Annotated in this window: 23 protein-coding genes; 8 read left to right on the top strand and 15 right to left on the bottom strand. The window is 71.0% G+C overall.

Going from position 1 to position 24,613, the window contains the following annotated elements; all coding sequences use genetic code 11:
- Nucleotides 1-82: 82 nt before the first annotated feature.
- The 7 genes from ACZ7LU_RS03450 to ACZ7LU_RS03420 all read left to right on the top strand — a co-directional run bounded on the left by ACZ7LU_RS03450 (nucleotide 83) and on the right by ACZ7LU_RS03420 (nucleotide 6,391).
- Nucleotides 83-1,258, top strand: coding sequence for a 3-deoxy-7-phosphoheptulonate synthase (locus ACZ7LU_RS03450; protein ID WP_471915537.1), 1,176 nt, complete (start codon nucleotides 83-85; stop codon nucleotides 1,256-1,258).
- A gap of 162 nt (nucleotides 1,259-1,420) precedes the next feature.
- Complete coding sequence (locus ACZ7LU_RS03445) at nucleotides 1,421-2,257, top strand: PhzF family phenazine biosynthesis protein (RefSeq protein ID WP_471915536.1); 837 nt, start codon at nucleotides 1,421-1,423, stop codon at nucleotides 2,255-2,257.
- Entirely contained in the window at nucleotides 2,250-2,930 is a 681-nt protein-coding gene (gene phzG, locus ACZ7LU_RS03440) for a phenazine biosynthesis FMN-dependent oxidase PhzG (RefSeq protein WP_471915535.1), read from the top strand. The genes ACZ7LU_RS03445 and phzG overlap by 8 nt, the downstream gene beginning before the upstream one ends.
- Nucleotides 2,931-2,959: 29 nt before the next feature.
- On the top strand, nucleotides 2,960-3,469 hold the full coding sequence (locus ACZ7LU_RS03435; RefSeq protein ID WP_471915534.1) for a PhzA/PhzB family protein: 510 nt from the start codon (nucleotides 2,960-2,962) through the stop codon (nucleotides 3,467-3,469).
- A gap of 58 nt (nucleotides 3,470-3,527) precedes the next feature.
- A complete protein-coding gene (locus tag ACZ7LU_RS03430) occupies nucleotides 3,528-4,565 on the top strand; it encodes a methyltransferase (protein ID WP_398312959.1) in 1,038 nt (345 codons plus the stop codon).
- A gap of 13 nt (nucleotides 4,566-4,578) precedes the next feature.
- Nucleotides 4,579-5,766: a phage tail sheath family protein gene (locus ACZ7LU_RS03425; RefSeq protein ID WP_471915533.1), complete on the top strand. Its 1,188-nt coding sequence runs from the start codon at nucleotides 4,579-4,581 to the stop codon at nucleotides 5,764-5,766.
- 13 nt (nucleotides 5,767-5,779) lie between these two features.
- Entirely contained in the window at nucleotides 5,780-6,391 is a 612-nt protein-coding gene (locus ACZ7LU_RS03420) for a hypothetical protein (protein ID WP_471915532.1), read from the top strand.
- 183 nt (nucleotides 6,392-6,574) lie between these two features.
- Here ACZ7LU_RS03420 and aroC read toward each other — a convergent pair whose 3' ends face one another.
- The 15 genes from aroC to ACZ7LU_RS03345 all read right to left on the bottom strand — a co-directional run bounded on the left by aroC (nucleotide 6,575) and on the right by ACZ7LU_RS03345 (nucleotide 23,747).
- A complete protein-coding gene (aroC, locus tag ACZ7LU_RS03415) occupies nucleotides 6,575-7,759 on the bottom strand; it encodes a chorismate synthase (RefSeq protein WP_471915531.1) in 1,185 nt (394 codons plus the stop codon).
- Between the two features lie 34 nt (nucleotides 7,760-7,793).
- Nucleotides 7,794-9,071: a 3-phosphoshikimate 1-carboxyvinyltransferase gene (gene aroA, locus ACZ7LU_RS03410; RefSeq protein ID WP_471915530.1), complete on the bottom strand. Its 1,278-nt coding sequence runs from the start codon at nucleotides 9,069-9,071 to the stop codon at nucleotides 7,794-7,796.
- Between the two features lie 145 nt (nucleotides 9,072-9,216).
- Nucleotides 9,217-10,218, bottom strand: coding sequence for a 3-oxoacyl-ACP synthase III family protein (locus tag ACZ7LU_RS03405; protein WP_471915529.1), 1,002 nt, complete (start codon nucleotides 10,216-10,218; stop codon nucleotides 9,217-9,219).
- Nucleotides 10,219-10,356: 138 nt separating this feature from the next.
- Entirely contained in the window at nucleotides 10,357-11,532 is a 1,176-nt protein-coding gene (locus ACZ7LU_RS03400) for a hydroxymethylglutaryl-CoA synthase (RefSeq protein WP_468085648.1), read from the bottom strand.
- A gap of 3 nt (nucleotides 11,533-11,535) precedes the next feature.
- Nucleotides 11,536-12,597 carry a hydroxymethylglutaryl-CoA reductase gene (locus tag ACZ7LU_RS03395; protein ID WP_362989245.1) on the bottom strand — a complete coding sequence of 354 codons (1,062 nt, stop codon included), beginning with the start codon at nucleotides 12,595-12,597 and terminating at the stop codon, nucleotides 11,536-11,538.
- The gene (gene fni / locus ACZ7LU_RS03390; protein ID WP_471915528.1) at nucleotides 12,594-13,685 is read right to left on the bottom strand and encodes a type 2 isopentenyl-diphosphate Delta-isomerase; all 1,092 of its coding nucleotides are present in this window, start codon (nucleotides 13,683-13,685) and stop codon (nucleotides 12,594-12,596) included. The genes ACZ7LU_RS03395 and fni overlap by 4 nt, the downstream gene beginning before the upstream one ends.
- The gene (locus ACZ7LU_RS03385) at nucleotides 13,682-14,797 is read right to left on the bottom strand and encodes a phosphomevalonate kinase (RefSeq protein ID WP_471915527.1); all 1,116 of its coding nucleotides are present in this window, start codon (nucleotides 14,795-14,797) and stop codon (nucleotides 13,682-13,684) included. Before ACZ7LU_RS03385 ends, fni begins: the two co-directional genes overlap by 4 nt.
- On the bottom strand, nucleotides 14,794-15,849 hold the full coding sequence (mvaD, locus tag ACZ7LU_RS03380; RefSeq protein ID WP_471915526.1) for a diphosphomevalonate decarboxylase: 1,056 nt from the start codon (nucleotides 15,847-15,849) through the stop codon (nucleotides 14,794-14,796). The genes ACZ7LU_RS03385 and mvaD overlap by 4 nt, the downstream gene beginning before the upstream one ends.
- On the bottom strand, nucleotides 15,839-16,819 hold the full coding sequence (gene mvk, locus ACZ7LU_RS03375; RefSeq protein WP_471915525.1) for a mevalonate kinase: 981 nt from the start codon (nucleotides 16,817-16,819) through the stop codon (nucleotides 15,839-15,841). Before mvk ends, mvaD begins: the two co-directional genes overlap by 11 nt.
- 209 nt (nucleotides 16,820-17,028) lie before the next feature.
- The gene (locus ACZ7LU_RS03370; protein WP_468312464.1) at nucleotides 17,029-17,937 is read right to left on the bottom strand and encodes an aromatic prenyltransferase; all 909 of its coding nucleotides are present in this window, start codon (nucleotides 17,935-17,937) and stop codon (nucleotides 17,029-17,031) included.
- 404 nt (nucleotides 17,938-18,341) lie between these two features.
- On the bottom strand, nucleotides 18,342-19,733 hold the full coding sequence (gene hydA / locus ACZ7LU_RS03365; RefSeq protein WP_471915524.1) for a dihydropyrimidinase: 1,392 nt from the start codon (nucleotides 19,731-19,733) through the stop codon (nucleotides 18,342-18,344).
- Nucleotides 19,734-19,798: 65 nt separating this feature from the next.
- The gene (locus ACZ7LU_RS03360) at nucleotides 19,799-21,082 is read right to left on the bottom strand and encodes an aspartate aminotransferase family protein (RefSeq protein ID WP_470986240.1); all 1,284 of its coding nucleotides are present in this window, start codon (nucleotides 21,080-21,082) and stop codon (nucleotides 19,799-19,801) included.
- Nucleotides 21,079-21,921: a nitrilase-related carbon-nitrogen hydrolase gene (locus ACZ7LU_RS03355; protein WP_468712857.1), complete on the bottom strand. Its 843-nt coding sequence runs from the start codon at nucleotides 21,919-21,921 to the stop codon at nucleotides 21,079-21,081. The genes ACZ7LU_RS03360 and ACZ7LU_RS03355 overlap by 4 nt, the downstream gene beginning before the upstream one ends.
- Before the next feature lie 182 nt (nucleotides 21,922-22,103).
- Nucleotides 22,104-23,318 (bottom strand): hypothetical protein, encoded by a 1,215-nt coding sequence (locus tag ACZ7LU_RS03350; protein ID WP_471915523.1) that lies wholly within the window; start codon nucleotides 23,316-23,318, stop codon nucleotides 22,104-22,106.
- Between the two features lie 177 nt (nucleotides 23,319-23,495).
- The gene (locus tag ACZ7LU_RS03345; protein ID WP_398309085.1) at nucleotides 23,496-23,747 is read right to left on the bottom strand and encodes a helix-turn-helix domain-containing protein; all 252 of its coding nucleotides are present in this window, start codon (nucleotides 23,745-23,747) and stop codon (nucleotides 23,496-23,498) included.
- Between the two features lie 63 nt (nucleotides 23,748-23,810).
- Between ACZ7LU_RS03345 and map the strand changes: the two genes are divergently transcribed.
- Entirely contained in the window at nucleotides 23,811-24,578 is a 768-nt protein-coding gene (gene map / locus ACZ7LU_RS03340; protein WP_468312448.1) for a type I methionyl aminopeptidase, read from the top strand.
- The last annotated feature ends 35 nt before the right edge of the window (nucleotides 24,579-24,613 follow it).

Raw genomic sequence — 24,613 nt, 5'->3', positions numbered from 1 at the left:
TGCCGAAGACTCCGTTACCGGGAGATCAAGCGCACGGGAATACCCGCCCGAGTATCACTTCACCGCTGGATCGGAGTACGTCATGGAAGACGTTATACGGGAGATTCGTATCCGCGGGGCACTGCAGCAACCCGAGTGGAGCGACCTTTCTCAGCTGAACCGGGTGGGTGAGGCCCTGGCCGCCCGCCCGCCGCTCGTCCAGGGAGATGACCTGGCCACCCTGCGCACCCTGCTCGGCAAGGTCGCCCGCGGCGAGGCGATGGTCCTGCAGTCCGGCGACTGCGCCGAGGACCCCCAGGAATGCACCCCCCGCCACGTGGCCCGCAAGGCCGCCCTGCTCGACCTGCTGGCCGGCCAGCTCGGCCTGATCACCGGCAGACCGGTGCTGCGGGTGGGACGCATCGCGGGCCAGTTCGCCAAGCCCCGCTCCAAGCCCACCGAAATCATCGACGGCCTCGAACTGCCCGTCTTCCGCGGCCACATGGTCAACGGCCCCGAACCCGACGCCGAGAGCCGCCGCCCCGACCCGCTCAGGATCATCACGGGATACATGGCGGCCGGGGACATCCTGGAGAATCTGGGCTGGCGGGAGCGGGCCGCAGGCCGCGAGATCGCGGGCCCGCCGGTGTGGACCAGTCATGAGGCGCTGCTGCTGGACTACGAGATGCCCATGCTGCGCACCGACGACAAGGGCCGCCTGTTCCTGGGGTCCACGCACTGGCCCTGGATCGGGGAGCGCACCCGCCAGGTCGAGGGCGCCCATGTGGCGCTGCTGGCCGAGGTGAGCAACCCGGTGGCCTGCAAGGTGGGGCCGGCCATGGAGGTGGCCGAGCTGCTGGCGCTGTGCGAGAAGCTGGACCCCTGGCGTGATCCGGGCCGGCTCACGCTGATCGCCCGGATGGGCGCGGACGCGGTCGCCGAGCGGCTGCCGCGCCTGGTGGAGGCGGTCCGCGAGGCCGGCCACCCGGCGATCTGGCTGAGCGACCCGGTGCACGGCAACACGGTGACCGCGCCCGGCGGCTACAAGACCCGCATGGTCGACACCGTCGCCCGCGAGATCACCGGCTTCGTGCGGGCCGTGCAGGACGGCGGCGGCATCGCCGGCGGCCTGCACCTGGAGACCACCCCCGACGACGTCACCGAGTGCGCCAGCACCGAGGCCGACCTGGAGCGGGTGGGCGAGCGCTACACCTCGTGCTGCGACCCCCGTCTCAACCCCACCCAGGCCCTGCACGCCGTCAACGCCTGGCCCGCCTGACCCACCTGACCCGCCCGGCCCGGCCCACCTGGCCCGTCCGGCCCCGGAGCCGGGGATTTCGGTGCCATTCCAGCTGGAATCAGGGTCAACCAAAGATGGACCGCGCATCGTGGTCGTCGTCCCGGCACCTCACGGCCGCCCCCCAATGACAGTGGAGAGCAGATGCACAACTACGTAGTCGTCGACGCGTTCGCGCGAGAGCCCCTCACCGGTAATCCGGTGGCCGTGTTCTTCGACGCCGACGACCTGACGGCCGAACAGATGCAGCGCATCGCACGGGAGATGAACCTCTCGGAGACCACGTTCGTGCTGGCCCCCAAGCAGGGCGGCGACGTACACGTACGGATCTTCACGCCCGTCAACGAACTCCCCTTCGCCGGGCACCCGTTGCTGGGCACGGCCATCGCCCTGGGCCGGCGCACCGACGCGGACCAGCTGCGGATCGAGACCGCGATGGGCGTGATCCCCTTCGAGCTGCAGCGCGTCGGCGGGCAGGTCGTCTCGACGAGCATGCGCCAGCCGGTGCCCGTCTGGGAGCCCTTCGACCGTGCCGAGGAGCTCCTGGAGGCGCTGGGCGTCCGCGAGTCGACGCTGCCGGTCGAGATCTACCGCAACGGTCCGCGGCACGTCCTCGTCGGCTTCGAGAGCTTCGAGGCCCTGTCGAAGGTGGACCCCGACCACCGCGCTCTCGCGAGCTTCCCCGACATGGCGACCAACTGCATCGCCGGGTCCGGGACCACGTGGCGCAACCGCATGTTCTCGCCCGCGTACGGGGTCGTGGAGGACGCCGCCACCGGTTCGGTCGCCGGCCCCATCGCGATCCACATCGCCCGCCACGGCCTCGGCTCGTACGGGCAGCTCATCGAGATCACCCAGGGCATCGAGATCGGTCGCCCCTCCCCCATGAGGGCGCTGGTCCAGGGCGAGGGCGACCGGGTCGACTCGGTCGAGGTCTCGGGCCACGGCGTCGTCACGATCGAAGGAACGATTCATGTCTGAGCTGTCCCAGAAGACCAACGGCCGTACTCCCTCGCGGCGTTCGGAGACGCTGACGGGCACCGTGGAGGTGGACTTCCCCCAGTTCCGCACCCCGCCCGCCGAGCCGATGGGACTGCTCAACGACTGGCTGGCCCAAGCCACCGCCCACGGCGTGCGCGAACCACGCGCCCTGGCCCTTGCCACCGCCGACGAGCGCGGCCGGCCCTCCTCACGGATCCTGGCCGTCAACCAGGTCACCGAGCACGGCATCGTCTTCATCACCCACACCGGCAGCCAAAAGGGCCGCGAACTGGCCGCCAACCCCTACGCCTCGGGCGTGCTGTACTGGCGCGAGACCAGCCAGCAGATCACCCTGGCCGGCCCCGTGCGCCAACTCCCGCGCGCCGAGGCCGAAGCCCTGTGGGCGGCCCGCGCGGTGTTCACCCACGCCATGTCCACCGTCTCCCTGCAAAGCGAACCCCTGCGCGACCTCGAACACTTCGAGACCATCCGCGCCCAGGCCCTGGAACTGGGCGCCCTGGAGCGGCCGCTGCCGTGCCCCGAGGCGTTCGTGGGCTTCTGCCTGGAACCCGACGCGGTGGAGTTCTGGGCGAACGGCACCGACCGGCTGCACGAGCGGCTGCGCTACGACCGCACCCCACACGGCTGGACCACCACCCGCCTGCAGCCCTGACCCCCGCCCTTCCCTTGTTCGGAGACGCCATGAGCACCCCCCTGACCACCCCCCACCACGTGGCCGACGGCCCGGTGTTCACCAGCCACCTGGAGCTGCGCGCCCGCAACCGGCGGGCCGTGGAGCAGTACATGGAAACCGGGCCCCAGGCCCGGCTGCGCCGCTACACCCTCTACACCCCCGACGGCACCGCGTCGTTGTTCAACACCGACATCGGCCGGCCCATCACCGTCCAGGGCCGCGACAACCTCCAGCGCCACGGCGAGCTGTCCTTGCAGGTCCTGCCGGACTGGGAGTGGTCCGACGTCCACCTCTACGAGACCCAGGACCCGGCCGTCATCTGGGTGGAGTGCGACGGCGAGGGCACCATCCGCTTCCCCGGCTATCCCGAGGGCCGCTACCGCAACCACTTCATCCACGGCTTCACCCTCGACGACGGCCTCATCGCCGCCAGCCGCGAATACACCAACCCCATCGAACACATGCGGGCTTTGAGCATCCCCACCCCCCACATCCAACGGGACTGGATCCCCTCCTGAACCCACCGGCCAACCCGCAGCACCCCCCACCACGTTCCTACGCGCGAAGAGAGAATCCATGAGCACGGACAACGCCCCCCGCCCCGCGGCCCGCGCCACCATCGATCTCATCACCGCCGCCTGGCACACCCAGGCCGTCCACGCGGCGGCCAGGCTGGGTCTGCCCGATCTGATCGCGGCGGGCCACACAGGTCCCGCGGAGCTCGCCAAGGCCGCGGACGCGGACCCGGACGCCGTCCGGCGCCTGCTGCGTCTGCTCCTCCGCCTGGGCGTGGTCGACGGTGACGAGAGCGGCGGCTACCGCAACACGGAGGTGGGCGACCTGCTGCGCGACCGGCCCGGCTCGCTGCGCGACGTGTGTCTGCTCTACGGGGAGGAGTTCTACCAGGCCTGGGGGGAGTCCATCGAGACGTTCCGTACCGGCAAGAGCGGCTTCGAGAAGGCGTACGGGCGCTCGCTCGTCGGCTATCTCGGGGAGGACCCCGACGCCGCGCAGCGCTTCCAGCGCGCCATGCAGGCCCAGGCGAACAACTTCGCCTTCGACGCGGTGCCGCGGTACATCGACTTCACCGCCGACCAGCACGTCGTCGACATCGCGGGCGGCAGCGGCCAGCTCCTTGCCACGGTCCTCGGTGCGGCGCCGGAGGCCCGCGGCACCCTGCTCGACCTGGAACACAACATCCCCATCGCCCGCGCGCACCTGGAGCAGACCGTGGGCCTCGACCGCGCCGAGCTCGTCGCCGGGGACATGTTCACCAGCCCGATCCCGCAGGGCGCCGACACCTATCTCCTGTCCCGGGTCCTCGGCGACTGGTCGGAGGGCGACTGCGTACGCCTCCTGCGTTCCATACGCGGGGCCATGGGCCCGCACTCGCGTCTGGTGATCATCGAGATGGTCGTCCAGGACGGCAAGGCCGGCCTGCTGGCCCCGCTGTGGGACCTCCACCTGATGGTCGTCAACGGCGGTCACCAGCGCTCGATCGGTGAGTACCACGAACTGGCGGACCAGTCGGGTCTGGCCATCGAGCGTTCCGTACAACTCCCCATGGAGACCTCGGCACTGGTACTCACCGCCGCATCCGACATTCCGTCGTGACCGAGGAGACCGCATGCCACAACAGCAGCCGAATCCAGCACGCGCCCTGAGTGACGCCGGGCCCCTCGGCCCGGGGATCCGCCTCCGGGAGGCGGACGGCATCCGGGGAGCGGGCCACGGCGCGCCCTTCATCCACGGCGTGCACACGTCGGTGGCGGCCTTCGTCGGGGACGCGCCGAGCCTGCCGGGCAAGCCGGCCTTCGTCCGTCACCCGCAGGAATTCATCGAGGCGTTCTCGCAGCGCAGGGCCCATGGGGAGCCGCCCTCTTTCGTCCACGACGCCGTGCTCGGCCACTTCCGCAACGGAGGTGGCGGGGCCTGGGTCCTCGGAACGGGCGACGACGCGGACCGGGTGGCGGCCTACCGGTCCGCCCTCGCCAAGCTGGAGCGCCTGCCGGAGATCACCCTCGTGGTGGCGCCGGATCTGTGGCGGGTGGAGAGGGACGCGCACGGCGTCGCGCGGGAGATCGCCCGACACTGCGGCCGTGTGGGCCACCGGGTCGCTCTGCTGCACACCCGGCAGGGCCTCGAACCCGCCGACGTACGAAGACGGCCCTTCGAACTGCCGGAGCCCGAGGCGCAGTTCGCAGCCGTCCACTATCCGTGGATCACCGTGACCGAGGCCGACGGACGCGAACGCCTGGTCCCGCCCTCCGGTCATGTGTCGGGGATGTGCTGCCGCGTCGACGCCGAGCGGGGTGTGCACGCGGCGCCCGTGGGAGCCCTGGTGGGCGTGGTCAAGCAGGAGCGGGAACTCACCGAGGCCGAGCGGGAGTCGGTGGGCGCGCTGGGGGTGAACTGCCTGCGGTTCGTCCAGGGGCAGGGCATCCGGGTGCTCGGGGCGCGCACGCTGTCCGCCGACCCCGACTGGGCCGAGCTCAGCGTCCGCCGTCTGGTGAACTACGCCCGCGCCTCACTCGAACAGGGCACCCGGTGGGCCGCCTTCGACACGAACAGCGCCCAACTGCGGGCGCTGATGCGCCAGTCCACCACCACGTTCCTCAAGGGCCTGTGGCGTCAGGGGGCGCTGCCCGGCCGGTCCGCGGCCGAGGCGTTCGAGGTCGTCTGCGACGACACCAACAACACCCGTGAGGACACGGCGCGGGGCCGGGTGAACCTCGACGTCGGCCTTGCCGTCGTGCGGCCGGCCGAATTCGTCACTTTCCGCGTTCAGCACGACATCGAGAACAGAATCAGCTGAGGAGAGATTCAGTATGGAGATTCACTCATGCTCACAGAAGCACAGACAGGGAATTCGGGCCGCCACCGATTCCCTGCTCTGTGACCCCTGCGTCGAAAAGCTGGAGCTCGATCTGCGCGCGCTCCCCGGCCTCCACCAGGAAGGCCTGCACCACGTCATGGCGACGTCCAGGCGACGGAATCCGACGAAGGTGTCCGGGAGCCGCAGGCGGGACCACCTGAACGTTTCCGCACTCGACGCCCGAAGCAATATCGCCGCCATCCTGGAGTCATGGGCGGGCTATGTCGCGGACGAACTCGGGACCACTCCCCCGACTCGTTCCGTACCCCACCTCGCGTGTTTCCTGCTGCTCCACTTGGAGTGGCTCACGGCCCAGCCCCCGGCCCTGGACTTCGCGGAGGAGATCCGGAGCCTCCACGTCGAACTGCTCCGTGTCATCGAACCCGACCACGGCGACGCTAACCCGCTCACCAGGCGGTGTGTGGTGGAGAGCTGCACGGGGACGATCGTCGCCGCACCGCAGAAGAGCAGCAGCATCAGCTGTTCGGCGGGACACTCCTGGGAGGTACGGGAATGGCTCGTCCTGCGGCACCTCATGGATCGCCGGCGCAAGGAGGCCGCCTAGGCCTGACGACGGCTCCACGGAACGCCCGGCCTGCTCAGCGGGAGAGAGCAGGGAAGGGCTGGAGGAGCTGAAGGAGCCGTAGGCGAAGGCGAAGGCCGAGGCGGTCACGCACGCGCGAAATTCCACCGCGTGCCGTGGCCGCCTCCGTCGACTGCGCCCGCGTCGGGGCGGTGAGCCGACCGCTCACCGGATCTGGAGGTGGTCGAGGTACGACTCCACATTGCGCCGCGTCTCGGACACACTGTCGCCACCGAACTTCTCCGCCACCGCATCCGCCAGGACCAGCGCCACCATCGCCTCCGCCACGATCCCGGCAGCCGGCACCGCACACACATCGGAACGCTGATGGTGCGCCTTCGCCGCCTCACCCGTGGCCACATCGATCGTGGCCAGCGCGCGCGGCACGGTCGCGATCGGCTTCATCGCAGCACGTACGCGCAGCAGCTCACCCGTGGTCAACCCACCCTCGGTGCCACCGGATCGGCCCGAGGTGCGCTTGATGCCCTCGTCCGTGGTGACGATCTCGTCGTGCGCCTTGGACCCCGGCACCCGCGCCAGATCGAACCCGTCCCCGACCTCGACACCCTTGATCGCCTGAATACCCATCAGCGCCGCCGCCAGACGGGCATCGAGCCGCCGGTCCCAGTGCACATGCGAGCCAAGCCCCACCGGCACCCCATACGCGAGCACCTCGACCACACCCCCCAGGGTGTCGCCGTCCTTGTGGGCCTGATCGATCTCCGCGACCATCGCCTTCGACGCATCCGCGTCCAGACAGCGCACCGGATCCGCGTCCAGCTTCTCCACATCCGCCGGCGTGGGGTAGACGCCGTAGGGCGCCTTCGCCGCCGCCAGCTCCGTGACGTGCGAGACGATCTCGATCCCCGCCGTCTCCTTCAAGTACGAACGCGCCACCGCACCCAGCGCGACCCGGGCCGCGGTCTCACGTGCCGAAGCACGCTCCAGCACCGGACGCGCCTCATCGAAGCCGTACTTCTGCATCCCCGCCAGGTCCGCGTGACCGGGCCGGGGCCGGGTCAGCGGCGCATTGCGCGCCAGCTCGGCCAGCTCCGCCGGATCCACCGGATCGGCCGACATGACCTGCTCCCACTTGGGCCACTCCGTATTGCCCACCATCACCGCGACCGGCGAACCCATGGTCAGCCCGTGCCGCACACCACCCAGGAACGTGACCTCATCACGCTCGAACTTCATCCGCGCACCACGGCCATACCCCAGCCGCCGCCGCGCCAGATGATCCGCCACCATCTCCGTCGTGATCGGCACGCCGGCGGGAAGACCCTCCAACGTCGCGACAAGCGCGGGTCCGTGCGACTCCCCCGCGGTCAGCCAACGCAACCTGCTCAACGGTGTGCTCCTTTGCCCTGCGTGGTTCGGTGCTCTACGAGGTGGCGTCGCCGGTGAACAGGCGTCGCAGCTCGTCGTGGAAGTCCGGGAAGGTCTTCGCCACGCAAGCCGGGTCGTCCAGCGAGATCGTGTTCGGAACCGCGAGTCCGAGGACGGAGAACGACATCGCGATCCGGTGGTCGCGGTGGCACGCGATGCGGGTGGGACGCGGCACTCCGGGCCGGACGGTGATCCAGTCCTTCCCTTCGGAGGTCTCGATGCCGCAGGCCCGCAGGTTCTCCGCCATGGCGGCGACCCGGTCGGACTCCTTCAGCCGCGCGTGCGCGACGCCGCGGATCGTGATGGGCGCGTCGGCGAGGGGCGCGATGGCGGCGAGTGTCATGAACGTGTCGGAGATCTCGCCCATGTCCACGGTGAAGCCGCCGCGCAGCGGGCCGGTGCCCGACACGGTGGTGGCCGTCGGCCCCACCTGCACCTCGGCACCCGCCTGTTCGAGGACCTCGACGAAGCGGAGGTCGCCCTGCAGACTGTCGGTGCCGAGGCCGGGCACGGTGACGGTTCGTCCGGTGACGGCCGCCGCGGCGAAGATGTACGAGGCGGAGGACGCGTCGGGTTCGACCACGACGTCCGTCGCGTCGTACGCCCCCGGCCGGACGCGGAGGGTGCCGTCCGCGCTCTCGTCGACCCGGGCTCCGAAGCGCCGCATCAGGGCCACCGTCATGTCGACGTACGGGCGGCTGACCAGGCTGCTTCCCGTGCGGACCTGGAGGCCGCGGCGCATCAGGGGGGCCGCCATCAGCAGTCCGCTGAGGTACTGGCTGCTCAGGGACGAGTCGACCGAGAGTTCGCCGCCGTCGATGCCGTGCGCGCGGATCAGCAGCGGGAGCCCGTTGCCCGGGCCTGGCTCCAGGTCGGCGCCGAGGGCGCGCAGCGCCTCGATCAGGGGGCGCTGTGGGCGGGCGCGCAGCTGGGACGAGCCGTCGAAGAGGAAGGTGCCGTGGCCGGTGGTGGCGAACGGGGGCAGGAAGCGGGCCGCCGTCCCGGCGTCCGCGCACCACGGCCTGGCGGGGCCCTCGGGTCCGCGTCCCGTGCCGGTCACCTGCCAGAACGCGTCGTCGGGGCCGCTCTTCACCGGGATGCCGGACACGCCGAGCGCCTCGCGGAACGCGACCGTGTCCTCGCTGACCAGCGGGGCGCGGAGGGTGCTCGTGCCGTCGGCGGCGGCGGCCAGCAGAAGCAGTCGGTTGGTCAGACTCTTCGATCCCGGTACGCGGGCGGCCAGGCCGGTGCCCGGCTCCTTCTCCGTGATCACGCGGGTGCCTCCATACGGCGGGGGGTTAGGGCCGGGGAGCGCTCTTGGGGGAAGGAGCTCCCCGGCCCGGTCAGAGGGGGTCACGTCAGGGCCCGGGGCGTCAGGCCCGTGGCTCCGGGACCACGGCGTCAGGCCCGTGGTCCCTTCACCATTCGAGCAGGGCGAGGCCCGCGGCCATGCCGCCGCCGAAGCCCGCGAGCAGGATCAGGTCGCCGGGCCGGAAGGCCCCTTCGCGGGCGGCCGCGTCCAGCGTGATGGGGATCGACGCCGCGCCGGTGTTGCCGTACCGCTCCAGGGTCAGGTGCGTGGTGGCCCGGGACAGCGCGAGGTCCTCGATGACCGTGTCCAGCATGACGCCGTTGGCCTGGTGCGGCACGAAGTGCGCGACGTCGTCCGGCACCACGCCGGCCTCGTGCAGGAACTGCTTGGTCAGCTGCGGCAGTTGCTCCACAACGAACCGGCGCACCTCGCGCCCGTCCATCGCGAAGTACTGCAGCCCCGCGTCGAGGACCGCCTGGTCGGCGGGCTGCCGGCTGCCGCCCGCGGGCACCTGGATCAGCCCGGCGAGCTCGCCGACGGTGTGCAGGGTGACGTGCCGCACCCGCGCCCCGGCCGCGTGCCCGCCGCCGGCCGGGCCGAGCACCATCGCCCCGGCCCCGTCCCCGAACAGCACCACCGTCTTGCGGTCGGCCGGGTTCAGGATCCGCGAGTAGACGTCCGCGCCGATCACCAGCGCGTGACCGCCCTGGCGGGCCAGCATGCCCTCGACCACCGACAGCGCGAACACGCTGCCCGAGCAGACCGCGTTCACGTCGAACGCCGCCGCCCCGAGGGCACCGAGCTGCTGCTGCACATAGACCGCGGTCGGCGGCTGCGGCCGGTCCGGCGTGGACGTCGCCACCACGATCAGCGACAGCTGGCCCACGGTGATGCCCGCCGACTCCAGTGCCGCCCGCCCGGCCGCCACCGCGAGGTCGGAGGTGGCCTGGCCGGGCGCGGCCCAACGCCGCTCCCGGATCGCGGTCTTGCGCACGATCCACTCGCCGTCGACGCCGGCCGGCGCGCCGACCTCGTCATTGGAGACGATACGGTCCGGCACATAGGCGCCCGTACCGAGAACTGCGATATCGGCTGCGATACCGGTCATTCGCCTGCCCCACCCTCAACGCGACGTGAATGGATTCTGTGTCTCTCCGGCGCCCGTCCGGCACCTCCGCACTCGCGCGCGGTGTGCGTGGGCGGCACCGACCGGCCGCCCACGCACCTCCGTACTCGCACGATGCCGCTACCGCCGCTCGTAGATCCGCTTGTGGCCGCGCAGGGCGGCCAGCCGGAACGCGCCGCTGGTCTGCACCGGCGTGGGGTGGTCCCCGCCGTCGGTGGGGAAGGACCGCTCGTGCAGCTCGCGGTAACCGGCGTAGTCCAGCGGCTTGCGCTGCTCGATGACCTGCTGGTGCTCGGCGGTGCGCAGCTGCTCGCGGTAGCCGGCCACGACCTGGCCCGCGAAGAACTCCGCGACGCTGCCCGAGCCGTAGCTCAGGAAGCCGATCGAGCGTCCTGTCAGGTCGTCGGCCTGGTCCAGGAGCGCGGCCAGGCCCAGGTACACGGAGGCGGTGTAGCTGTTGCCGATGACCCTGTTGTACGCCGTGGTCAGGCCGAGGTGTCCCTCGATGACGTCCTTGTCGGTGTCGAGGCCGCAGTAGTTCAGCAGGTGGCGGTGTGCCTTGTAGGCCATCTTCGTGAACGGCTGGTGGTAGCAGAACGCCGCGAAGTCCTCCAGGGCGCGGCCGCCCTGCTCGCTGTAGTCCTTCCAGCAGCCCTCCACCGCCTGGAGATACGCGTTGATCGACTCTTGGCCGTCCACCAGCGCCGCGTCGCGGTAGTTGGGCCGCCAGAAGTCCATCACGTCCGCGGTGAACAGCCCGGAGGGGCCCTCGATCCGCACCAGCGCCGGGTCCGCGCTCACCAGCATCGCCACCGCCGCGGCGCCCTGGGTGGCCTCGCCGGGGCTGTCCAGCTCGTACTTGGACACATCGCTGGCGATCACGAGGACCTGCTGCGAGGGGTCACGCGCCACCAGGCCCAGCGCGAACTGCAGCCCCGCGGTCGCTCCGTAACAGGCCTGCTTCAGCTCCACCACCCGCGCCGCCGACGGCAGCCCGAGCAGCGAGTGGACGTACACGCCGCCCGACTTGGCCTGGTCGATGGAGGACTCGGTGGCGAAGACCACCGTGCGGATCTTCTCGCTGCCGTGCCGGGCGACGATCGGCGCGGCGGCCGCCGCGCCCAGCGTCACGATGTCCTCGTCGGCGGCCGGGACGCTCATCGACTCCTGGCCGATGCCGATGTGGTACTTGCCGATCTCCGTGCCGTTGTACTCGGCGAGCGCCGTATGCGGCAGCACGAACTCCGTCGTCGCGAACGACAGATCGTGAATTCCTATGCCTGAACCACTGGCCATGCCCTACACACCGACCTTTTCCGTCTTGTTGTCGCGCTCCAACTGGACATGTGCACGCATCAGTTCGCCGGGGTTCGTCTGCGCGGCGAGCAGCGAGAGTTCGCCGCACAGGACCGTCGCGGCCGCGATCACGGCGAGTCGGCGGGCGTTCTCGCCGGGCTCGCGCTCGACGCGGCAGCCGAGCCGGGCGAGGTTGGTCTCGACGAACTCGATGCCCTTGCCGTTGCCCACCGTGCCCACGATCAGGTTGGGCAGCGTGCAGGCGAAGTAGAGGTCGCCGTCGCGGTCCTCGGCCATGGTGACGCCCTGGGAGCCCTCGACGATGTTGGCCGCGTCCTGGCCGGTGGCGAGGTAGAAGCCGAGCAGCATGTTGGCGTAGTGGGCGTTCGCCGAGCGGATGCCGCCGGCGAGCAGCGTGCCGAGCATGTTCTTGCGGATGTTCAGCTGGACGACCTTGGCGGCCGTCGTGTGCAGGACGTCGGTGACGACGTCGCGCGGGATCAGGAGCTCCGTGACCACGTTCTTGCCGCGGCCGAGGATGCCGTTGATCGCGGTGGCCTTCTTGTCCGTGCAGTAGTTGCCGGAGATCGAGCCGTAGGCGATCCCCGGGATGGTGTCGAGGAGGTGCTTCAGGAGCGCGTCGGACGCGAGGGTCGCCATGTTGTGCCCGGACGCGTCACCGGTGGTGAACTCGAACCGGATGAAGAGCAGGTTGGCGTTGATCTCGTGCCGGATGTTGATGAGCTGGGCGAACCGGCTGCAGCCGCGCACCACTTCGCGCAGTTCGTCGATGCGGGCGTCGATGGCGCGGGCGGCCACGTACGCGGTCTGCGCGTCGGTCGCCTCGACGAGCACGGACCGGGTCATCCGCTCGTCGACGAGGGTGGCGACGATGCCGTTCTCGGCGAGCATGGAGACCTTGGCGCCGCGGCCCACGGAGGGCCACAGCGGCGTCTCGTAGGTGGCGAGGGGTACTTGGGTCTCGGTGGTGGCGACGTTGCCGGAGATGCGCAGGGGGCCCACCCAGCGCATCGGGACGCCGGCGATCGCGTGTGTCTCGGTCATCGGGTGCTTCCCGTCAGTTCGTGGGCGGCCGGTACGGAGCGGGAGCGCTGCGCGAACTGCGCCGTGTCGATGCCCCGGTCGGCGCAGAAGGAGCGGAGTTCGCCGTGGATCAGCAGGTCGCAGCGGGTCAGCTCGGCGGGGGTGCGGGCGCCGAGCATGGTCTGCAGCGCGGCGAGCTGGTCGAGCCAGGTCGAGATCTGCGCGATCAGCGCGGAGACGCCCTCGTCCTTCAGGGTGCGGAGGAATCCGCCGGAGGCGCCGACGCCGGACGCGCCGAGCGCCAGCGCGCGGGCGACGTCGAGGGCGTTGCGTACGCCGCCGGAGGCGAGGACGGGGATGCCGACGTCCTGGTTGTCGAGGAGGCAGGCCGCTGTGGACTGTCCCCAGCCGTGCATGAACGCGTACTCGCCGAGTTCGCGCCGGCCGTTCTCGATGCGGGCGAAGTCGGTGCCGCCGCGGCCGCCGAGGTCCGCGACCTGGACGCCGAGGCTCTCGATGAGCAGGACGGTCTCGCGGCTCAGGCCGTTGCCGACCTCCTTGACGATCACGGGGACCTCGACGGCCGCCGCGATCTTCTCGATCTGCGGGACCCAGGAGGCGAATGACCGGTCGCCCTCCGGCATGGGTGTTTCCTGCGCGGTGTTGATGTGGATCTGCAGGGCGTCGGCCCGCACGAGGTCGATGGCGCGCTGCACCTTGTCGACCGAGGCCGTCGCGTTGACGTTGGCCAGGACGAACCCGTCGGGGTTCTCCTTGCGCAGCACGCTGAACGTGTCGGCGCAGGACGGGTCCTTGAAGTAGGCGCTCATGGACCCTGAGGCGACGGCCACGCCGGTCTCGCGGGCGGCGATGGCGAGGTCCCGGTTGATGATGCCGGTGCTGACGCTGCCGCCGGTCATCGCGTTGATGTAGAGCGGCACCGGCCAGGAGATGCCGGCGAAGGTCGTGGCCAGGGACACGTCGGGCCGGTCGATGCCGGCCAGGGCGTGGTGGACGAACGACACCTCGTCGAACTGGTTGTGTCCGCTGTGCTGCCGCTGGTGCTCGACAGCGAGGCGGACGTGGTCGTCCTTGCGTTGAGAGATCATGCTTCGTTCCCTTCCATGGCGGGGCGGATCGGCAAGGGCCGCACCCCCGCCGTGGTCCACCGTTTCCGTACTTGGGCGATGTCCGGTGCCGCTTCGGCGTCGAGCAGTGCGATGCCGCAGTCGCCGCCGCCCGCCCCGGAGGGCTTGGCCGCGCCGCCGACCGCTTCGGCGGCGTCGCACAGCGCGGTCAGCCGGGGCGTGAAGATGCCGAGCCCGGCTTCTTCGTCGATGCGCGCCAGCTCCTGGCGGGCGCGGCGGATCTGGCGCAGCAGGCCGTCGTGGTCGGCGCGGTCCAGTGCGTCGGCCGAGGCGTGCACGAAGTCGTTGCTGGTCTCCACGAACCTCCGGTGGGAGGCGCTGCCCCGCCAGGTCTTCCGGTCCAGGCCGGAGACGAGGGAGGAGGTGGAGGCGGGGGTCCCGGTCCAGCCGACTTCCAGTGAGAGGGTCGCGGGCTGCGGCAGTGGGCGTACGTCGTGGCCGGGCCAGGGCACGCGCAGGGCCTCCTCGACGCCCGCTCTCGCGGCCAGGTCGAGGACGGCGGCCCGGTCGGGTGCCCGGTAGGCGATCCAGCCGCCCCAGGTGCCTGCGGCGAGGTCACCGCCGGAGGCTCTCGGTTCGAGGGCCGCCGTGGCGAGCATCGCGAGGCGGTAGCGGGCGTCGCGGGTCAGGCGGAGGCCGCAGTGGGCCGCCACGGCGGCGACGGTCGCCACGACGACCGCTCCGCTGGACCCGAAGCCGAACTTGGTGCCGTTGTCGTGCAGTTCGCTGCTGACCGAGAGGTCGAGCGCGGGCTCGGGGAGGCCTCGTTCGGCGAGCAGCCGGCCGACGGTCTCGACGGCCGCCGCCACGTGGGCGAAGCGCTCGCGGAGCAGTTGTTCGTCCGGTGGTTCCGCCCCGCCGAGCCGGCCGTCGCGCCATCGGCAGTGTGCCGTGCGCGGGGCGAGGTCGGAGGAGAGTGCGACGCCGGGCTCGCCGGGGTCGGACACGGTGACGGTGACGTACCGGTCGACGGCGACGAGGATCGCCGGGTTGCCCGGCTCCACGACCGCGTACTCGCCGGCGACGAACAGTTTGCCCGGCGCGCGCCGGACGACCGTCGGCCGAGCGGTCACCGGCCGTCCTCGGTCAGCAGCCGGGCGCCGGGGCCCGGGCGGGCGATGTGGACGGCGCCGCCCTGCGCGGCGGCCCGCACGGTGTCGGCGACCCGGTCCGCGTCGGCGGCGCGGCAGAGCACCTTGACGTTGGGCCCGGCGTCCATGGTGGCGTAGGCGGCCACGCCGTCGCGTCTGAGCTGCAGCACGCTGTCGAGGACGGTGAGCGAGGCCGGTGACATGTAGCGCACGGCGGGGCGGGCCGCCAGCATCGTGGCGTGCATGCCGAGCGCGTTGCGTTCGGCGATCTCGCCGACGGCTTCGAGGTCGCCGCGGCCGAGTGCCCGGCGCATGTCGGCCAGGTCGTCCTTGCTGGAGAGGGCCCACGGCTCGTAGAGCGGCGAGGTGTCGACGGTGCGTCGCATGGCGGCGCGGCTGGACACGTCCTTGGGTCCGGCGTTGACGACGGCGACGACCAGGGCGGGGGCGAGGGGTCCTGTGGGCACCGGCTCGGCGTACGAACTCAGGTCGGCTTCCTCGTCGGTGCCGGTCTCCCGGCCCGCGTGCCAGACCACGAAGTCCCCGAAGAGGGACCGGGAGGCCGATCCTGAGCCGCGCCGGGCGAGGCGCGACAGCGCGATGGCGTCGAGGTCGAGGCCGTAGGCGGCGGCCGCCGCCACCGCCAGGGCGGCGAAGCCGCTCGCGGAGGACGCGAGGCCCGCCCCGGTGGGCACGGTGTTCTCGGTGTCGACGACGGCCCGGTCGGCGATGCCGGACCGCTCGCGCACCAGGTCGAGGAAGGTGACGATGCGCCGCCGCGCCTCGCCTTCCGCCGGGGTGCCGCCGAGCGTCACCTCGTCGTGGCCGGCCCCGGGGGCCAGGTGGACGCGGGTGGTCGTGGGGAAGATGTCCAGGGTCATGGACAGGCTGTCGGTGCGCGGCAGGATGAGCCGCTCGTCGCGCTTGCCCCAGTACTTGATGAGTGCGATGTTCGGGTGCGCCACGGCGGTCGCGGTGTCCGTCGCGCCCGTCGGTGCCGTGCGCACGGCGGTGGCCTGCTGTTCAGCGCCCATGACCGGCAAACCCCCTCAGCGGTACGACCCATGTCTGTACGGCACCGGCTTCGTGCAGCTGCCGGGTGACCGCGCTCGCCTGCTCCGACTGGGTCAGTGCGAGCACGCAGCCGCCCATGCCGCCTCCGGTGATCTTGGCGCCGAGGCTGCCCGCAGAGACCGCTCCGTCGACCAGTGCGTCGATCCGCTCGGTGCTCAACCCGGAGGCGCGCAACAGCTCGTGATACTCCGTCATGCGGGAGCCGAGCTCTTCGGGCTTTCCGTCGGCCAGGGCGTGCCGGGCCTCGTCGGTCAGCTCGGTCGCGCGGCGCACGAACCGCTCCTGTGCCCCTTCGTGGCGCTGGAAGCCCTCGCGCAGCAGGCCGACGGCGTCCTTGGTGCGGCCCACCTCGCCGCTGTCGGCGACGATGAACAACCCCTCGCAGCCGATGGGCAGTTCCTCGGAGCGGCCCTGCTGGAACAGCAGCGGTCCGGGGGCGCCGACGGCGGTGGCGTCGACGCCGCTGGCGCGGCCGTGGGCCACGTTCTCGGCGGTCTGCACCAGGTCGAAGGCGGTCTGCGGGGTGACCTCGCGGTCGAAGAGGTCGGCAAGCGCGAAGACGACGGCCCGCGCGCATGCCGCGCTGGAGCCGAGCCCGCGGCCCGGCGGGATGGCGCAGTCGAGGATCACGTCGAGGTGCACGTCCTCGGCGACGTTCATGGTTGTCCGGAATTCGGCGGTCAGTCGGCGCAGCCAGTCGGAGGCCTGGGTGGCGACGGGGCGCGAGGCGGAGCCGGTCATCGTCAGCGACACGTCGCCGGTGTCGCCCGGGGCCTTGGCCGACCATCCGGCGCTCGCCGTGACCGTCAGCTGGGGCACTGGGAGCGCGAGTGCGGGAGCGCCGTAGACCACCGCGTGCTCCCCCAGCAGAATGGTCTTCGCATGGGCGCGGCCGATTCCGACCGAGCGGGCCCGACGGATTTCTGACACCCCCTCCGCCGAGGTCGGTGGCGTCAACGCACTCAGCTCCCTTTGTCTTTTCTGCATGGAGATCGCATCATCCAGATTTCTAGGAAGGAATGAAGCTGGCCGGGTGCCGTCTGAACCCCAACCGTTCCAGAAAAAGGGCTTGCGGAGCGGCATGGAAACGCCGCTCCGCAAGCCCTTTTGAATGCCCGCCCCGGCGGGCGGGAGCGTGGTCAGCCGTCGGAACGCAGCAGCTTCTCCACGCGCTTCTGCCACTGGTAGTACGACGCGATCTTGTGGTATTCGCCCTTCGGCGTCGACGCGATGCCGTAGACGTAGTTGCGGCCCTCGGTGTCGTACGGCGCGCTCTTGATGAGCCGCTCGAACGTCGGGGCGAGGTCCACCGGGAGGCCCAGCGGCTCCGGCGTCATGACGGAGTACGTGAACCGGTTGATCTTCGGCGAGTCCCAGCTCAGGGTGACGTAGATGACGAACGAGCGCTCGCAGAACTTGAGCAGCTCCTCGCTCGGCGCCGCGAGGCCGAGCTCGCCGAGGATCGCCCGGACGCCCTTCTCCTCGAAGACCCCGGCCGGCACGCGGTCGCCCACGCCACCGCCGAAGTAGAGGTTCATCGTGCGCTTCGAGTAGTCGATCCCGACCGTGCTCACCATGTCGGCGATGCCCCACTTCTCGAAGAAGTCGCGGTTCGCGGCCACGGCGTCCGGTATGGACGGCAGCTTCACCAGCTCGGAGACCTTGCCGAGCTTCTCGGCGCTGGGGAAGGACCAGGTCTTCGTGAAGCCGCCGGCGACGCCGAAGTCGACACCGCAGCTGGTGATGGGGAGGTTCTCGTGGACCTCCTTCAGCAGGCTGCCGACGGGGTGGTCCGTCTTCGGGGTGAGACCGTGCTCCAGGGCGCGGGCGTACGGGTCGAGGCCCTTCGGGAGCATCGTGAAGCGGCAGTCGAGGTCGTCCGCGCTGCTGCCGGTGGAAGCCCGGAAGGAAATCACGGAATCCGCGATCACGTCCTGGAAGGCATTCAGGATGGGCCACACCTTGTCGTGCGAAGCGGTGACGTCCACCACCTGGGCCGTCTTCTCGATGATCGAGTAAAGCTCGGTCAGGTCGGCGCTTTCCGACATGGTTCCTCCACTGATCGAATGATCGAATTTGGCGAATTCGCCGGGTTACATCACAACTTAAGGTCGTCAATCCCCCCACCGCCCGCGAAAATCGCAGCAAAAAGGAGGGGGCACCATCACGCGATGGAATGCGAAGGGGAATCGGTACTGCGTCGAGCGCGGACTCGGCCTCGCCGGTACGAACCGGCGGCTACGGCACTCGACCCACGGCCTCGCGGCGGGTTTTGGGCAGAGTCGGCGTGCAGAAATAGTGACACGGGCGGCGCCTTCGAGCCAAGGCCCCTCTGAAGTGACCCGGGTCACATCGGGTGAAGTCGCGCCGGTGCCCCGCCAGTTGGGCGGGGCCCCGGTCGGCGCAGCTCAGACGTACTGTCAGCACTGCCCGGATGTACGGCCGGTACGCCTCACACGTACTGGCAGATGTCCCTCCGCAGGAACGACCCGTGCCCCGCGCGGCCCGTGTACACGCGGTCGTCGATCACCGGCACGCCCCGGGACAGCACCGTCTCCACGCGTCCCGTCACCCTCTTGCCCTCGTAGGCCGAGTAGTCGACGTTCATGTGGTGCGTCTGCGCGGAGATGGTCTGTTCGGCGTGCGGGTCGTAGATGACGATGTCGGCGTCGGCGCCCGGTGCGATCGTGCCCTTCTTCGGGTAGAGGCCGAACATCCTGGCCGGTGTCGCGCAGGCGACCTCGATCCAGCGGCGCCTGCTGATGTGCCCCTCGACGACCGCCTGGTGCAGCAGGTCCATGCGGTTCTCCACGCCCGGCAGGCCGTTCGGGATCTTCGAGAAGTCCTCCCGGCCCAGCTCCTTCTGCCCCTTGAAGCAGAACGGGCAGTGGTCCGTGGAGACCACCTGGAGGTCGTTCGTCCGGAGCCCGCGCCACAGCACCTCCTGGTGCTCGCGCGGGCGCAGCGGGGTCGAGCAGACGTACTTCGCGCCTTCGAAGTCGGGCTCCGCGAGGTTGTCGGTCGACAGGAAGAGGTACTGCGGACAGGTCTCGCCGAAGACCGGGAGTCCGTCGTCCCTGGCCCTGGTCAGTTCGGCGACGGCCTCCCGCGCCGACACGTGCACCACGTACAGCGGCGCGCCCGCCACCTGGCTCAGCTTGATGACCCGGTGCGTCGCCTCCGCCTCGAGCAGTGCCTTCCTGACCTCGCCGTGGTGGCGGGGGTCCCGTTCGCCGCGCGCCAGCGCCTGTTCCACGAGGACGTCGATGGCGAGCCCGTTCTCCGCGTGCGCCATCACGAGACCGCCGTTCGCGCCGGCGCGCTGCATGGCCCGGAGGATCTGCCCGTCGTCGGAGAAGAAGACGCCCGGGTAGGCGGTGAACAGCTTGAACGAGGTGACACCGGAGGAGACGAGGGTGTCCATCTCCTTGAGCGAGGACTCGTTCACATCCGACATGATCATGTGGAAGCCGTAGTCGACGGCGCACCGCCCGGCCGCCTTCTCGTGCCAGGTGTCGAGCCCCTCCGCGAGCGTGCCGCCCTTGGGCTGGATCGCGAAGTCGACGATGGTGGTGGTGCCGCCCCAGGCCGCGGCGCGGGTGCCGGTCTCGAAGGTGTCCGCCGCGAGGGTGCCGCCGAACGGCATCTCCATGTGCGTGTGGGCGTCGACGCCGCCCGGGATCACGTACTTCCCGGTGGCGTCGAGCACGCGGTCGGCGGTCCACCCGTGGCTGCCCGGGGTGGCCAGCGCCGCGACCCGGCCGTCCGCGATCAGGACGTCGACGGGCAGTTCGTCGGAGGCCGTGATGACCAGGCCGCCGGTGATCAGAGTGCGGGTACTCATGTGGTGCGCTCCCTTTCCTGCGGGCCTGCGGGGTCCTTGCACGCATGCACCGGGGCGGTCCCCGACTAGGCGCTGTGCAGCGCCCGTTCGAGGATCGCGGCGCCCTCCTCCGCCTCGGCGACGGTCAGCGAGAGCGGCGGGGCGACGCGCAGCACGCTGGTGTCGTGCCCGCCGCCCTTGCCGATGAGGAGGCCGCCCTCGCGGGCCGCTTCGAGGACGGCGGCGGCCGCCTGCGGGTTCGGCCGGTCCGTGCCCGGTTCGACCAGTTCGACGCCGATCATCAGGCCGCGTCCGCGCACCTCGCGTACGACGGGCAGCTGGGCGCAGATGGCCCGCAGCCGCTCGATGAGGAGCCCGCCGACGCGCCGCGCGTTGCCCTGGAGGTCGTGCTCCAGGAGATACGTGAGGTTGGCGAGGCCGGCCGCCATGGTGACCGGGGAGCCGCCGAACGTCGAGATGGAGTTGGCGTCGAGGGAGTTCATGACTTCGGCGCGGGCCACGACGCCGCCGACCGACATGCCGTTGCCGATGCCCTTGGCGAAGGTGAGGATGTCCGGCGGGCCGTGCTGCGCGTGCGCCTGCCAGCCCCAGAAGTGGTCGCCGGTGCGGCCCCAGCCGGTCTGCACCTCGTCGGCGATCCACAGGATGCCGTGCTCGGCCAGGACTTCGCGGAACGCGGCGTACAGGCCGTCGGGCGGCGAGGTGAAGCCGCCGACGCCCTGCACCGGCTCGGCGATCAGCGCGGCCACTCCCCCGCGGGTCTGCCCGAGCATGTCCCGCAGGTCGGCGACGCAGGCCGCGGTGAACTCGGCGTCGCTCAGTGCGGCGTACGGGCCGCGGCTGCGGACGCCGCCGTGGACGTACAGCGTCTGGAGGGGCGAGAGGCTGGTCGGCGACCACGACTGGTTGCCGGTGATGCCGACGGTGGTGAAGGACCGGCCGTGGTAGCTGTTGCGCATCGCCAGGATCTGGTTCGAGCGGCGGTGGGCGGTGGCGAGGAGCAGCGCCGCGTCGTTGGCCTCGGTGCCCGATGTGGTGAAGAAGACGCGCGCGTCGGGGATGCCGGACAACGCCGCGATGCGCTCGGCGAGTTCGACCATCGGCCGGTTGAGGTAGAGGGTCGAGGAGTGGATGATCCGGCCCGCCTGCTCGCTCACCGCCTTGGTGACCTCGGGCAGTGCGTGCGCCGTCATGGTGGTGAGGATGCCGCCGAAGAAGTCGAGGTACTTCCTGCCGTCGGCGCCCCACACATGGCGGCCCTCGCCGTGGGTGAGCTCGATCGGCCGCTGGTAGTAGAGCGCGAGCCAGTCGGGCAGCACTGCCCGGTGGCGGTCGTACAGATCGGTCACGGCTGCACCAGCCCTTCGTAGGCATCGGGACGGCGGTCGCGGTAGAACGCCCACTGTTGGCGTACTTCCTCGATGAGGCCGAAGTCGAGGTCCCTGACGACGAGTTCTTCGGCCTTGTCGCTCGCGGGTTCGCCGACGAACTTGCCGCGCGGGTCGACGAAGTAGCTCGTGCCGTAGAAGTCGTTGTCGCCGTACTCCTCTTGGCCGACGCGGTTGATCGCGGCGATGAAGTACTCGTTGGCGACGGCGGCAGCGGGCTGTTCGAGCTGCCACAGGTGCGCGGACAGGCCGCGATGGGTGGCGGAGGGGTTGTAGACGAGCTGGGCGCCGTTGAGGCCCAACTGCCGCCAGCCTTCGGGGAAGTGGCGGTCGTAGCAGATGTAGACGCCGACCTTGCCGACCGCGGTGTCGAAGACGGGCCAGCCGAGGTTCCCCGGCTTGAAGTAGTACTTCTCCCAGAAGCCCTTGACCTGGGGGATGTGGTGCTTGCGGTACTTGCCGAGGTAGCTGCCGTCGGCGTCGATCACGGCCGCGGTGTTGAAGTAGAAGCCGGACTGCTCGACCTCGAAGACGGGGACGACGACCACCATGCCGGTCTCGCGGGCCAGTTCCCGCATGCGGGTGACCGTGGGCCCGTCGGGGACGGGCTCGGCCCAGCGGTAGTGCTCGGCCTCCTGGACCTGGCAGAAGTAGGGGGCGTTGAAGACTTCCTGGAAGCCGATCACCTGCGCGCCCTGCCGGGCGGCCTCGCGGGCGTGCTCCTCGTGCTTGGCGATCATTGATTCGGTGTCGCCCGTCCAGGTGGCCTGAACCAGTGCGGCGCGTACGACGTTGGCCATGAGCTGCTCCTTCGTAGGCCCGTGGGAGGGCACCGATGAGCGTCTACGCACGTAGACCTGCTGCGTGGATCAGGAAAACGTAAGCCTCCGCCGAGGGGCTGAGCAAGACCATCGCCGTCAACCGGTGGAGTCGATCATGTTTCGCACCCGAGCGGGCCAGAAACGGGCGGGGACGATCCCGGTCAGGCGTTGAATCCGGCTACGCGCAGCGCGTGCACGAGGTCCCAGTGGTGCGCGTCCGAGACTTGCCGGGCCGTGTCGAGGAGCAGGGGTATGAGGCGGTGCGGGTCCGTGTGCGCGCAGTGGGCCACGTCCTCGGGGGTGCGGACGCGGACGTAGGAGTCGAGGAGCGCGCGGGCCTCCCGCTCGCGGCCCGCGTCGATCAGCGCGACGACCGCCTCGGCGATCTCCGGCGCGGGGCGCGCGACGCCCTGCCGCAGCAGCTTCCTGCAGTCGTCGGCGCGGCCGGAGCCGGCCAGCGCGTCCGCAAGGGCGACGAGCCGGTCCGGCGGCAGCGAGGCGGCCTCCCACAGCAGCGTGGCCCAGTCGGCGCCGAGGCCCGCGCGGTGCAGTTCGACGGCGAACTGCGGCAGCGTGGCCGCGGGCCAGCCGGCGGCCTCGACGAGCACGCCGTGCGCCTCGCCGCTGCGACCCTCGCGGCGGAGTTCGACGATCTTCCGCACGGCGTCGGAGGTGGCGCGCTCGGCGGGGTCCTCGTCGGGGAAGTGCGGCGGTTCCTGCGCGGGCGCGGTGTCGGGGGCACCGGCGTGCCGCCCGCCGTCGCCGAGCCCGGCGAACCGTGCGCCTCTGGGGTATGCCGGTTCCGCCGCGCGGGATGCGGAGCCCTGCCGGGGCACGCGCGACTCGTCGCCCCGAGAAGGGGACGCCCCTCCCGAGGACGGGGACACCCCGAACCCGTCGTCCGCCGCCGCGCCGAGGTCCACCCACGACGGCCGTGCCGCCTCGGCCAGGCGGTCCATCCGCTCCTGCAGTTCGGCGCAGCGGGCGGTCGCGCGCTCGTGGTCGTCGCGCACCCAGGCCAGGTCGAGGTTGATGCGGTCGGCCTCGTCGGCGTCGGCAGCGGCGGTCAGCCGGTGCGTCAGGTCGGCCTGCCGCTCCAGGGCGATGCGCTGCTCCGTGAGCATCATGTCGAGCCGGTCGCTGAGCAGTTCCCGGCCGCCGGGCCTCGCGTCGTACGCGGCGATCGACGCGCGGTGCAGGGCGCGCGCCACGGCCGCCTCGCGCTCGGCCTCCGGGAGGCCGCGGTCCGCCGCGAGGTCGTGGAGCAGCGCCTGCACCACGTCCCAGGGCGGGACCTCGGCGCCGTCCAGACAGGCACGCATGCCGTCCGGGTCGCGCTGCCAGAACACGCCGCACCAGCCTGCTTCCTGGTCCAAACGTCCCAGCAGGTCCCTCAAGTACCTCGCGAACTCCCTTACCTGCTGCGGGAGTTGTTCCACTACCATCCGACCGGCACCGCCCCATGGAGACTGGAGTCTTCCGGTCCGGAAGATAACACCAGACGTGTTACGGGACGACTACATGCAGTTTTCCGGCGGCGTGGGACGGAGCGCTCAGACGGGGGTCAGCTCACACCGGACCACCAGCTCGTCCAGCGAGAGCCCCAGCACGGAAGCGAGCGCCGCCACGGTGAACAGCGCGGGCGTCGGCGCCCGCCCCGTCTCGATCTTCCGCAGCGTCTCCGCGGAGAGACCGGCCTCCGCCGCGACCGACACCATGCTCCGCTCGCCCCGGGCCTCCCGCAGGAGCACCCCGAGACGCTCGCCGCGCTCACGCTCTTCCGGGGTCAAAGGAGTCCGAACCATGCCCCCACCCTACCCGACCCCCGATTTTTATACCGGCATTCAAATACCGGTATAGTAATTGGCATGGTGGAACTCAAGACAGAGAAATCGATCGAAGCGATGCGCGAGGCGGGCCGCGTCGTGGCGCAGGCCCTCACCGCCGTCCGCGAGGCCGCGGCCGTGGGCGTCTCCCTGCTCGACCTGGACGCGGTGGCGCGCGGCGTGCTCCGCGAGGCCGGCGCCTCCTCCCCCTTCCTCGGCTACCGGCCGCACTTCGCCCCGACCCCCTTCCCCGCCGTCATCTGCGCCTCGGTCAACGACGCGATCGTGCACGGCATCCCCGACGCCTACCGGCTGCGCGACGGCGACCTCGTCTCCATCGACTGCGGCGCCCACCTCGACGGCTGGGCCGGCGACTCGGCCATCAGCTTCACCGTCGGCACCCCGCGCCCCGCGGACGTCCGCCTCATCGGTACGGCGGAGCGCGCCCTGGAGGCGGGCATCGCGGCGGCGGTCGTCGGCAACCGCATCGGCGACATCGCGCACGCCATCGGCACCGTGTGCAGAAAGGCGGGGTACGGCATCCCGGAGGACTTCGGCGGCCACGGCATCGGCCGCCAGATGCACGAGGACCCCGGCGTCCCGAACGAGGGCCGCCCGGGCCGCGGCATGCCGCTGCGCCCCGGCATGGTCCTGGCCATCGAGCCGATGGTGATCGCGGGCGGCGGCGACGGCTACCACCCCGCGCCGGACGGCTGGACCCTGCGGACGAACGACGGCAGCCGCGCGGCGCACGCCGAGCACACCGTCGCGATCACCGAGGACGGTCCCAGGATCCTCACGGCACTGTGACCCGGCGGGGACATACCCCGACGTAGATCATCCGT

This window comes from Streptomyces sp. NPDC039462, assembly GCF_055639375.1.
The sequence above is the reverse complement of the archived record's forward strand: the minus strand, read 5'-3'. Positions and strand labels throughout refer to the sequence as shown.

Coding starts and splice junctions, on each gene's coding strand:
- ACZ7LU_RS03450 (WP_471915537.1), top strand. CDS start 83: ATGGAAGACGTTATACGGGAGATTCGTATCCGCGGGGCACTGCAGCAA.
- ACZ7LU_RS03445 (WP_471915536.1), top strand. CDS start 1,421: ATGCACAACTACGTAGTCGTCGACGCGTTCGCGCGAGAGCCCCTCACC.
- phzG (WP_471915535.1), top strand. CDS start 2,250: ATGTCTGAGCTGTCCCAGAAGACCAACGGCCGTACTCCCTCGCGGCGT.
- ACZ7LU_RS03435 (WP_471915534.1), top strand. CDS start 2,960: ATGAGCACCCCCCTGACCACCCCCCACCACGTGGCCGACGGCCCGGTG.
- ACZ7LU_RS03430 (WP_398312959.1), top strand. CDS start 3,528: ATGAGCACGGACAACGCCCCCCGCCCCGCGGCCCGCGCCACCATCGAT.
- ACZ7LU_RS03425 (WP_471915533.1), top strand. CDS start 4,579: ATGCCACAACAGCAGCCGAATCCAGCACGCGCCCTGAGTGACGCCGGG.
- ACZ7LU_RS03420 (WP_471915532.1), top strand. CDS start 5,780: ATGGAGATTCACTCATGCTCACAGAAGCACAGACAGGGAATTCGGGCC.
- ACZ7LU_RS03405 (WP_471915529.1), bottom strand. CDS start 10,218: ATGACCGGTATCGCAGCCGATATCGCAGTTCTCGGTACGGGCGCCTAT.
- ACZ7LU_RS03400 (WP_468085648.1), bottom strand. CDS start 11,532: ATGGCCAGTGGTTCAGGCATAGGAATTCACGATCTGTCGTTCGCGACG.
- ACZ7LU_RS03395 (WP_362989245.1), bottom strand. CDS start 12,597: ATGACCGAGACACACGCGATCGCCGGCGTCCCGATGCGCTGGGTGGGC.
- fni (WP_471915528.1), bottom strand. CDS start 13,685: ATGATCTCTCAACGCAAGGACGACCACGTCCGCCTCGCTGTCGAGCAC.
- mvaD (WP_471915526.1), bottom strand. CDS start 15,849: ATGGGCGCTGAACAGCAGGCCACCGCCGTGCGCACGGCACCGACGGGC.
- ACZ7LU_RS03370 (WP_468312464.1), bottom strand. CDS start 17,937: ATGTCGGAAAGCGCCGACCTGACCGAGCTTTACTCGATCATCGAGAAG.
- hydA (WP_471915524.1), bottom strand. CDS start 19,733: ATGAGTACCCGCACTCTGATCACCGGCGGCCTGGTCATCACGGCCTCC.
- ACZ7LU_RS03355 (WP_468712857.1), bottom strand. CDS start 21,921: ATGGCCAACGTCGTACGCGCCGCACTGGTTCAGGCCACCTGGACGGGC.
- ACZ7LU_RS03345 (WP_398309085.1), bottom strand. CDS start 23,747: ATGGTTCGGACTCCTTTGACCCCGGAAGAGCGTGAGCGCGGCGAGCGT.
- map (WP_468312448.1), top strand. CDS start 23,811: ATGGTGGAACTCAAGACAGAGAAATCGATCGAAGCGATGCGCGAGGCG.